Source organism: Mycobacterium sp. E796 (genome assembly GCF_001672815.1).
In the GTDB taxonomy this organism is placed as follows: domain Bacteria; phylum Actinomycetota; class Actinomycetes; order Mycobacteriales; family Mycobacteriaceae; genus Mycobacterium.
This window is the reverse complement of record NZ_LZKK01000347.1, coordinates 19561-27534: the sequence shown is the minus strand read 5'-3', so window position 1 is coordinate 27534 and position 7974 is coordinate 19561. Positions and strand designations below refer to the sequence as shown.

The following is a 7974-nucleotide window of genomic DNA, read 5'->3' as shown; positions in this document are numbered from 1 at the left end:
TGCTCCGGGAAGATCCCCAAAAGTATTGTGACGGCGGCGCATACCGCGATCGCGACCTTGCTCAGGATGCCGGGCTCCACCACGTGCGGGGTGTCGTCGGTCGCTTCGGTGAAGAACATCGACACGATGACGCGCACGTAGAAGTACGCGGCGACAGCACTGGCGACGACGCCGAGGATGACCAGTGGCACGGCGCCGCCCTGGGCGGCTGCCTTGAACACCGCGAGTTTGCTGACGAATCCGCTCGTCAACGGGATGCCGGCGAAGGCCAACAGGAACATCGAAAACATCACGCCCACAATGGGGGAGCGCTGTCCGAGCCCGGCCCAGTGTGAGATCGTCGCGTCCTCGACGCCGTCCTTGTTGCGGATCAGGCTCACGATGGCGAACGCGCCCACGGTGCTGAAGCTGTAGGCGACCAGATAGAACAGCGTGGCGGACAGGCCGGCGGTGTTGTCGGCGATCACGCCGGTGAGGATGAAGCCGACGTGCGCGACCGACGAATAGGCCAGCATCCGCTTGACGTCGGTCTGGTTCACCGCCGTCACGGTGCCCACGGCCATGGTCAGGATCGCAATCGCCCACAGCACCGGGCGCCACTCGTGGTGCAGCGGGGGCAGCGCGACGTAGACGACGCGGAGCAGCGCGCCGAACGCTGCCACCTTGGTGGCCGCCGCCATGAACCCCGTGATCGGGGTGGGCGCACCCTGGTAGACGTCGGGAATCCAGGAGTGGAACGGGACCGCGCCCACCTTGAACAGCAGGCCGACCGACAGCAGCGCGACGCCGATCAGCGCCATCGAGCTATCGCCGTGGGCGGCAAGGGCATCCCGGATCCCGGGCAGCAGCAGCGTGCCCGTCGCGCCGTAGAGCAGCGCCACGCCGTAGAGAAAGAACGCCGAGGAGAACGCGCCCAGCAGGAAGTACTTCATCGACGCTTCCTGGGACAGCAGGCGGCGATGCCGGGCCAGCCCGCACATCAGGTACAGGGGCAGCGACAAGACTTCCAGGGCGACGAACATCGTCAACAGGTCGTTGGACGCGGGGAATACCATCATGCCGCCGACCGACAGCATCAGCAGCGGGAAAAGCTCGGTCTGCGCGGCCCCGGCCCGCTCGGCCTCGCGCTCGGCCTCACCGCCGGGAACCGCGGACGCCTGCGGCGTAAAGGAATCCAGCCCGCCCGAGCCCACCCGCGCGGCGACCTTGCTCTCCGCCTTGGCTTGGGTCCGCTCGCCGATGAAGATGACCGCCAGCACCGCGACCAGCAGCACCGTGCCCTGCAGGTACAGCGCCGGCCGGTCGATGGCCACCGCGCCCAGCACGGCGGTGCGACCGGACGCGGGAATCGACTCGGCGACTTCCACGTCCGCGAAAAGCGCCGCGATCAGGCCGCCGAGGGCCAGCGTCATCTGCGCGGCGTAGCGAATCCGCCTGGGCAGGAAGGCCTCGACGAGGATCCCGACGACCGCGACGGAAAAGACGATGAGCATCGGGCACAGCAGGAAGTACTCGACGCTTGGGGTGGGCAGGGTCATCGGTGCGGTCCTTCGGCAGTCCGGGGCGGCACGCTCGGCGCCGGGTCATGTTGGCCGATGGTGGTCATGGTGTTCTCGACGGCGGGGTTGATGATGTCGAGCACCGGTTTGGGATAGACGCCCAGCACGAACAACAGCGCGAGCAACGGTGCCACGACGACCAATTCGCGCGCCCGCAGGTCGGTGATCCGGTCGTTGCCCTCGGCCACCGGTCCCGTCATCACCCGCTGGTAGAGCCAGAGCATGTAGATGGCCGCGAGCACCAGGGCGGTTACCCCGAACGCGCCGGCCAGCCAGTACCGGTTGAAAGTGCCCAGCAGGACCAGGAATTCGCTGACGAACGGCGCCAGCCCGGGCAGCGACAGGGTGGCCATGGCCGAAACCAGGAACGTGCCAGCGAGGATCGGTGCAACTTTCTGGACGCCGCCGTAGTCGGCGATCGCCCGGCTGCCGCGCCGCGTCACCAGGAATCCCGCGATCAGGAACACCGCGGCGGTGGAGATCCCGTGGTTGAGCATGTAGAGCGTCGACCCGCTCTGCCCCTGGCTGGTCATGACGAAGATGCCGGCGATGATGAACCCGAAGTGCGAGATCGACGTGTAGGCGATCAGGCGCATCATGTCGGTCTGGCCGATCGCCACGATTGCGCCGTAGATCACGCCGATGATCGCCAGCGTCACGATCGCCGGACGGAAATACGTTGAGGCGTCGGGGAACAGCTGCAGGCAGTAGCGCAGCATGCCGAAGGTGCCGACCTTGTCCATCACGGCCGTAATCAGCACCGCCGTCGCCGGGGTGGCCTCGACGCAGGCATCGGGCAGCCAGCGGTGCAGCGGCCACAGCGGGGCCTTGATCGCGAACGCGAACATGAAGCCCAGGAACAGCGCCTTGAACACCGCCGGGTCGGCGCCGTAGCGTCCCGACGCGACGCCGGCCACGATGTCGCGGAAGTCGAAGGTGCCCGAGCCGTGCTGCGCGGTGACCACATACAGTCCGATGACCGCCGCCAGCATGATCAGACCGCCGAACAGGTTGTACAGCAAGAACTTCACCGCCGCGCGCGACCGGCCGGAACCCTGCCCGAAGCCGCCGATCAGGAAGTACATCGGCACCAGCATGGCCTCGAAGAAGACGTAGAACAGCAGCACGTCCAGCGCGACCACCGAGATCAGCACCATCGCCTCGATGGCCAGCGTGAGCGCGACGTAGGCGTGCACGCTACGGGTATTCGCCTGGGTGCCCTTGTTGCCGTCGTTCCACCCGGCCACCTGTAGCAGTGGGATCAGCAGCGCGGTCAGCAGCACCAGCACCACCGCGATGCCGTCCACGCCGAGCGAGTAGCCGGCGCCGAACGCCGGTATCCACTTGTGGCTTTCGACGAACTGGTAGGTGGGGCCGCCGGTCTTGAAGCCGACGGTGATGACGATCGCCACCGCCAGCGTCAGCACGCCGACGACCAAGCCGGTCCACTTGGCCGCCTGCCGCAGCCCCGGGGGCAGCAGGATGATCAGCAGGGACCCCGCCAGCGGCAGCAGCCACAGGACGCTCAGCCACGGCACGTTCATAAGCGCCGCTCCTCCTCATCGCTTCGCTCTGCATCGTCGCCGGCGCGGTTAAGAAAACTTCCGCTCACCACACCCTCACCGCCAGGATCAGTGCGGCCACCAGCACGGCGCCCGCGAGCATCGACAATGCGTAGTTGCGGGCGAAGCCGGTTTGGAAGCGCCGCAGGACGTTTGACGTTCGGCTCACGAGCGCGGCCAATGCGTTGACCGAGCCGTCGACGCCGGCGTTGTCGACTTCGACCAGCGCCTCGGTCAGCTGCGCGCCGGGGCGCATGAACACCTCCTCGTTGAGCGCGTCGCCGTAGAGGTCGGCGCGCGCGGCGGTCGTGAGCGGCGAGACCCGCACGGGGGCGACCCGCGGGATGGGCGCGGTGGCGTACATCCGGTAGGCCACCGCGATGCCGACGGCGACGACACCCAACGCGACGACGGTGGTGACCCACGCCGGCAGGGCGTGCACGGCCTCTTCGTGGATCCCGACGACCGGCTCGAGCCAGTGCTGCAGGGTGCCCCGCCAGGCCAGCAGGCCGCCGGAGAACACCGAACCGACGGCGAGCAGGATCATCGGCCACGCCATCACGGCGGGCGCCTCGTGCGGGTGGGCGCCGGGGGCCCAACGCTTTTCACCGAAGAAGGTCATCAGCATGACCCGGGTCATGTAGAACGCGGTGACACCGGCGCCCAGCAGCGCGGCCCCGCCCAGCACGTAGCCGCGGGTGCCGCCGGCGGCCAGTGCCGCCTCGATGATGGCGTCCTTGGAGAAGAAGCCCGCGAACGGCGGCACGCCGATGATCGCCAGGTATCCCAGCCCGAACGTGGCGAATGTGACCGGCAGGGCCTTGCGCAGGCCGCCGTAGCGGCGCATGTTCTGCTCCTCGTGCATCGCGTGGATGATCGACCCGGACCCGAGGAACAGGCCGGCCTTGAAGAAGCCGTGGGTGAGCAGGTGCATGATCGCGAAGGCGTAGCCGGCCGGGCCGAGGCCGGCGGCCAGCACCATGTAGCCGATCTGGCTCATCGTCGACGCCGCCAGGGCGCGCTTGATGTCGTCCTTGGCGCAGCCGATGACCGCCCCGAACAGCAGGGTGACAGTGCCGACGATGACCACGCCCAATTGCGCTCCGGGCGAAAGGTTGTAGAGCGGATTGGACCGCACGATCAGGTACACGCCGGCGGTCACCATGGTCGCCGCGTGGATCAGGGCGGACACCGGCGTCGGGCCTTCCATCGCGTCGCCGAGCCACGCCTGCAGCGGAACCTGCGCGGACTTGGCGCAGGCGCCCAGCAGCAACAGCAACCCCATCGCGGTTACCGCGCCGCTCGAAGCCGAAGGCGCGCCCGCGAACACCCCGGCGTACGACAGCGTGCCGAAGGTGCTGAACATCAAGAACATTCCCACCGCCAGCCCGGCGTCACCGACCCGGTTCATGACGAACGCCTTCTTGGCCGCGGTAGCGGCCGACGGCTTGTGGTACCAGAAACCGATGAGCAGGTAGGAGGCCAGGCCGACGCCCTCCCAGCCGACGTAGAGCACCACGTAGTTGTCGGCGACCACCAGCAGCAGCATCGAGGCCAGGAACAGGTTGAGGTAGCCGAAAAACCTTCGGCGGTCCGGATCCTCGGCCATGTAGCCGACCGAATAGATGTGGATCAGCGACCCGACCCCGGAGATCAGCAGCACAAAGCACATCGACAGCTGGTCGATCTGCAGCCCGAGGTCGACCTGGAGTTGCCCGACGGGGATCCAGGTGAACAGCTTCTGGTGGATGGCGCGGTCGGCCTCGCCGCGGCCGAGCATGTCGGCGAGCAACGTCGCGCCAACCCCGAACGCCGCGAGCGCGGCGGCGCAACCCAGCAGGTGGCCCCACGCGTCGGTGAGCCTGCCCCCGAACAACAAGATCGCGGCACCCGCCAACGGCAGCGCCACCAGCAGCCAGGTGTAGTCAGTCATCTCGGCGTTCTTTTAGCCTTTGAGTAGGTTCGCGTCGTCGACGGAAGCGGATTTGCGGGCACGGAAAATCGTCATGATGATGGCCAGGCCGACGACGACCTCGCATGCCGCCACCACCATCGTGAAGAACGCGATCATCTGTCCGTCGAGATGGCCGTGCATTCGCGCGAACGTGACAAACGCCAGGTTGACGGCGTTGAGCATCAGCTCCACGCACATGAACATCACGATGGCGTTGCGGCGCAACAGCACCCCCGACGCCCCGATGGTGAACAGCAGCGCCGAAAGGTAAAGGTAGTTGGCCGGATTCACGACGCACCTGCCCCTGAAATAGAACCGGGCACGGCTTCGGTGGAGCGCGCCGCCGCGACGTCTCCGCCGTCCGCCCCGCGAATCCGCAGGATGGGGGACACCGACAGCTCCGAGTACGAGCCGTCGGGCAGCAGCGCGGCGACGTCGACCGCGTTCTGGCGCGCGTAGACGCCCGGGTTGGGCAGCGGGGTGGGGCGCCCGCCGGTCCGGAAGCGTTCTTCGGAAAGCTCGCGCTGGGTCTTGCGCCGCTCGAAACGTTCCCGGTGCGCCAGCACCATGGCGCCGACCGCCGCGGTGATCAGCAGGGCGCTGGTCAGCTCGAAGGCCCACAGGTAACGCGAAAAGATCAGCGCGGCCAGGCCTTCCACGTTGCCGCCGGAATTGGCGGCGGTGAGCCCGAGAAATCCTCCGGTCGCCACGTTGCCGATGCCGGCCAGCAGCAGGATCCCGAACCCGAGGCCGGTGATCACCGCGGCCACGCGCTGGCCGCGCAGCGTCTCCTTCAGCGATTCCGCGGAGTCGACACCGATCAGCATCAGGACGAACAGGAACAGCATCATCACCGCGCCGGTGTAGACGACGACCTGAACGACGCCCAAGAACAGCGCGTCCTGGATCATGTAGAACACCGCCAGGATGATCATGGTCATCGCCAGGAACATCGCCGAGTACACGGCGTTGACGGCGAGCACCACCCCGAGCGCGCCGATCAGCGCCACCGCGCCCAGCACCCAGAACGTGACCGCCTCGCCGGTGGAGGTGCGAGCGATGGTCTCCGAGGCGAGCGGGGTTGAGGCGAGCACAGCGATCATCGGGTGTCTCCGGCGTTTTCGCGTTCCCGCAGCCCCTGCGCGGTCACGTTGCCCAGGTAGTAGTCCTTGTCGGTGGCGCCTTCCGCCCTGGGGTGCGGCGGCGCGAGCATGTCCTGCAGCAGGGGGGCGAGCAGCCGGTCCTTCTCGTAGATCAGGTCGGCGCGGTTGTCGTCGGCCATTTCGTAGTCGTTGGTCATGGTCAGCGCCCTGGTCGGGCAGGCCTCGATGCACAGGCCGCAGCCGATGCAGCGCAGATAGTTGATCTGGTAGACCCGGCCGTAGCGTTCCCCCGGCGAATACCTGAGTTCCTCGGTGTTGTCGGCGCCCTCGACGTAGATCGCGTCGGCGGGACACGCCCAGGCGCACAGCTCGCACCCGATGCACTTCTCCAGGCCGTCGGGATACCGGTTGAGTTGGTGGCGCCCGTGGTAGCGCGGCGCGACCGGGCCCGGCTTTTCCGGATACTCCTCGGTGACCCTCTTCTTGAACATCGACGCGAACGTCACGCCGAAACCTGCTACGGCGTCGAAAAAGTTAGGCACGTGCTGTCTCCTTGCTCGCGCGGGCTTTTTGTGCCGGCAGCGGCGGTGTCGGGAAGGCCGACTGGGTGACTACCGGGCCGGGGCTTTCCCCGTTCTCGCGGCGCAGCTCGCGTTCCAGCGCGCGAATCGTCGGCGTGCTGAATGGTTTTCGCAACAGCAGCACGAGCGCCACGGCGAAGACCAGACTGCTGACCACCAGGATCGGCGTCCAATGCGCGTACCCCTGGTTGCGCGCGGTGCGGATCACGGCTGCGATCAGCACCCACACCAGCGAGGCGGGGATCAGCAGCTTCCAGCCCAGCGCCATGAACTGGTCGTAGCGCAGCCGGGGCAGTGAGGCTCGCAGCCACATATAGATGAACAGGAAGGTCCACATCTTGGCGGTGAACCAGAGCACCGGCCACCAGCCGGTGTTGGCGCCCGCCCACATGTTCAGCGGCCAGGGCGCATGCCAGCCACCGAAGAACAGGGCCGTGGCCAGCGACGAAACCGTCATCATGTTGACGTACTCGGCCAGCATGAACATCGCGAATTTCAGTGACGAGTACTCGGTGTGGAATCCGGCGACCAGCTCGCCCTCGGCCTCGGGCAGATCGAATGGCGCCCTGTTGGTTTCACCGACCATCGAGATGAGGTAGATCACGAAGGACGGCAGCAACAGGAAGACGTACCAGACGCGGTCCTGTGCGCCGACGATCTGCGACGTCGACATGGAGCCTGCGTAGAGGAACACCGCGGCGAACGACAGCCCCATCGCCACCTCGTAGGAGATGACCTGCGCGGTGGAGCGCACCCCGCCGAGCAGCGGGTAGGTGGACCCGGACGCCCAGCCGCCCAGCACGATGCCGTACACCCCGATTGCCGACAGGCCGAGAATGAACAGCACCGCCACCGGAAGATCGGTCAGCTGCAACGGCGTGCGGTGGCCGAAAACCGACACCACCGGACCGAACGGGACGAACGCGAACGCGGTGAACGCCGGAATCGTCGAGATGACCGGCGCCGCAAAGTACACGAACTTGTCGACGCCGCCCGGAGTGATGCTTTCCTTCAGCGCCAACTTGATCCCGTCGGCCAGGCTCTGCAGCGCGCCCCATGGGCCCGCCCGGTTCGGTCCGGGCCGCAGCTGCATCCAGCCCAGGATCTTGCGCTCGAGCAGGATCGCGAGCAGCACGTTCAGCATCAGGAAGACGAAGATGGCCAGCGCCTTGCCGAGCACCAACCACCAGGGGTCGTGCCCGAAGGCGGACAAGG

At 67.2% G+C, this 7974-nt stretch carries 7 protein-coding genes; all 7 read right to left on the bottom strand.

Annotated features, from left to right (window positions below):
• Window positions 1-1538 (bottom strand): NADH-quinone oxidoreductase subunit NuoN (gene nuoN / locus A5706_RS28500; protein ID WP_068138804.1); only part of this gene is annotated, 1538 nt, incomplete at its 3' end.
• Window positions 1535-3103, bottom strand: a complete 1569-nt coding sequence (locus A5706_RS28495; RefSeq protein WP_068138801.1) for an NADH-quinone oxidoreductase subunit M — start codon at window positions 3101-3103, stop codon at window positions 1535-1537. The genes nuoN and A5706_RS28495, both read right to left, overlap by 4 nt.
• A 64-nt stretch (window positions 3104-3167) precedes the next feature.
• Entirely contained in the window at window positions 3168-5054 is a 1887-nt protein-coding gene (gene nuoL / locus A5706_RS28490; protein WP_068138797.1) for an NADH-quinone oxidoreductase subunit L, read from the bottom strand.
• Window positions 5055-5066: 12 nt separating this feature from the next.
• A complete protein-coding gene (gene nuoK, locus A5706_RS28485) occupies window positions 5067-5366 on the bottom strand; it encodes an NADH-quinone oxidoreductase subunit NuoK (protein ID WP_007168303.1) in 300 nt (99 codons plus the stop codon).
• Window positions 5363-6178 carry an NADH-quinone oxidoreductase subunit J gene (locus tag A5706_RS28480; RefSeq protein ID WP_068138794.1) on the bottom strand — a complete coding sequence of 272 codons (816 nt, stop codon included), beginning with the start codon at window positions 6176-6178 and terminating at the stop codon, window positions 5363-5365. The genes nuoK and A5706_RS28480 overlap by 4 nt, the downstream gene beginning before the upstream one ends.
• Window positions 6175-6720 carry an NADH-quinone oxidoreductase subunit NuoI gene (gene nuoI / locus A5706_RS28475; protein WP_082964700.1) on the bottom strand — a complete coding sequence of 182 codons (546 nt, stop codon included), beginning with the start codon at window positions 6718-6720 and terminating at the stop codon, window positions 6175-6177. Before nuoI ends, A5706_RS28480 begins: the two co-directional genes overlap by 4 nt.
• The gene (nuoH, locus tag A5706_RS28470; RefSeq protein WP_197518017.1) at window positions 6713-7972 is read right to left on the bottom strand and encodes an NADH-quinone oxidoreductase subunit NuoH; all 1260 of its coding nucleotides are present in this window, start codon (window positions 7970-7972) and stop codon (window positions 6713-6715) included. The genes nuoI and nuoH overlap by 8 nt, the downstream gene beginning before the upstream one ends.
• Window positions 7973-7974 lie beyond the last annotated feature (2 nt).

Bases quoted from the DNA above. Each gene is read 5' to 3' on its own strand.
- A5706_RS28480 (WP_068138794.1), bottom strand. From the start codon at position 6,178: ATGATCGCTGTGCTCGCCTCAACCCCGCTCGCCTCGGAGACCATCGCT.
- A5706_RS28495 (WP_068138801.1), bottom strand. From the start codon at position 3,103: ATGAACGTGCCGTGGCTGAGCGTCCTGTGGCTGCTGCCGCTGGCGGGG.
- nuoL (WP_068138797.1), bottom strand. From the start codon at position 5,054: ATGACTGACTACACCTGGCTGCTGGTGGCGCTGCCGTTGGCGGGTGCC.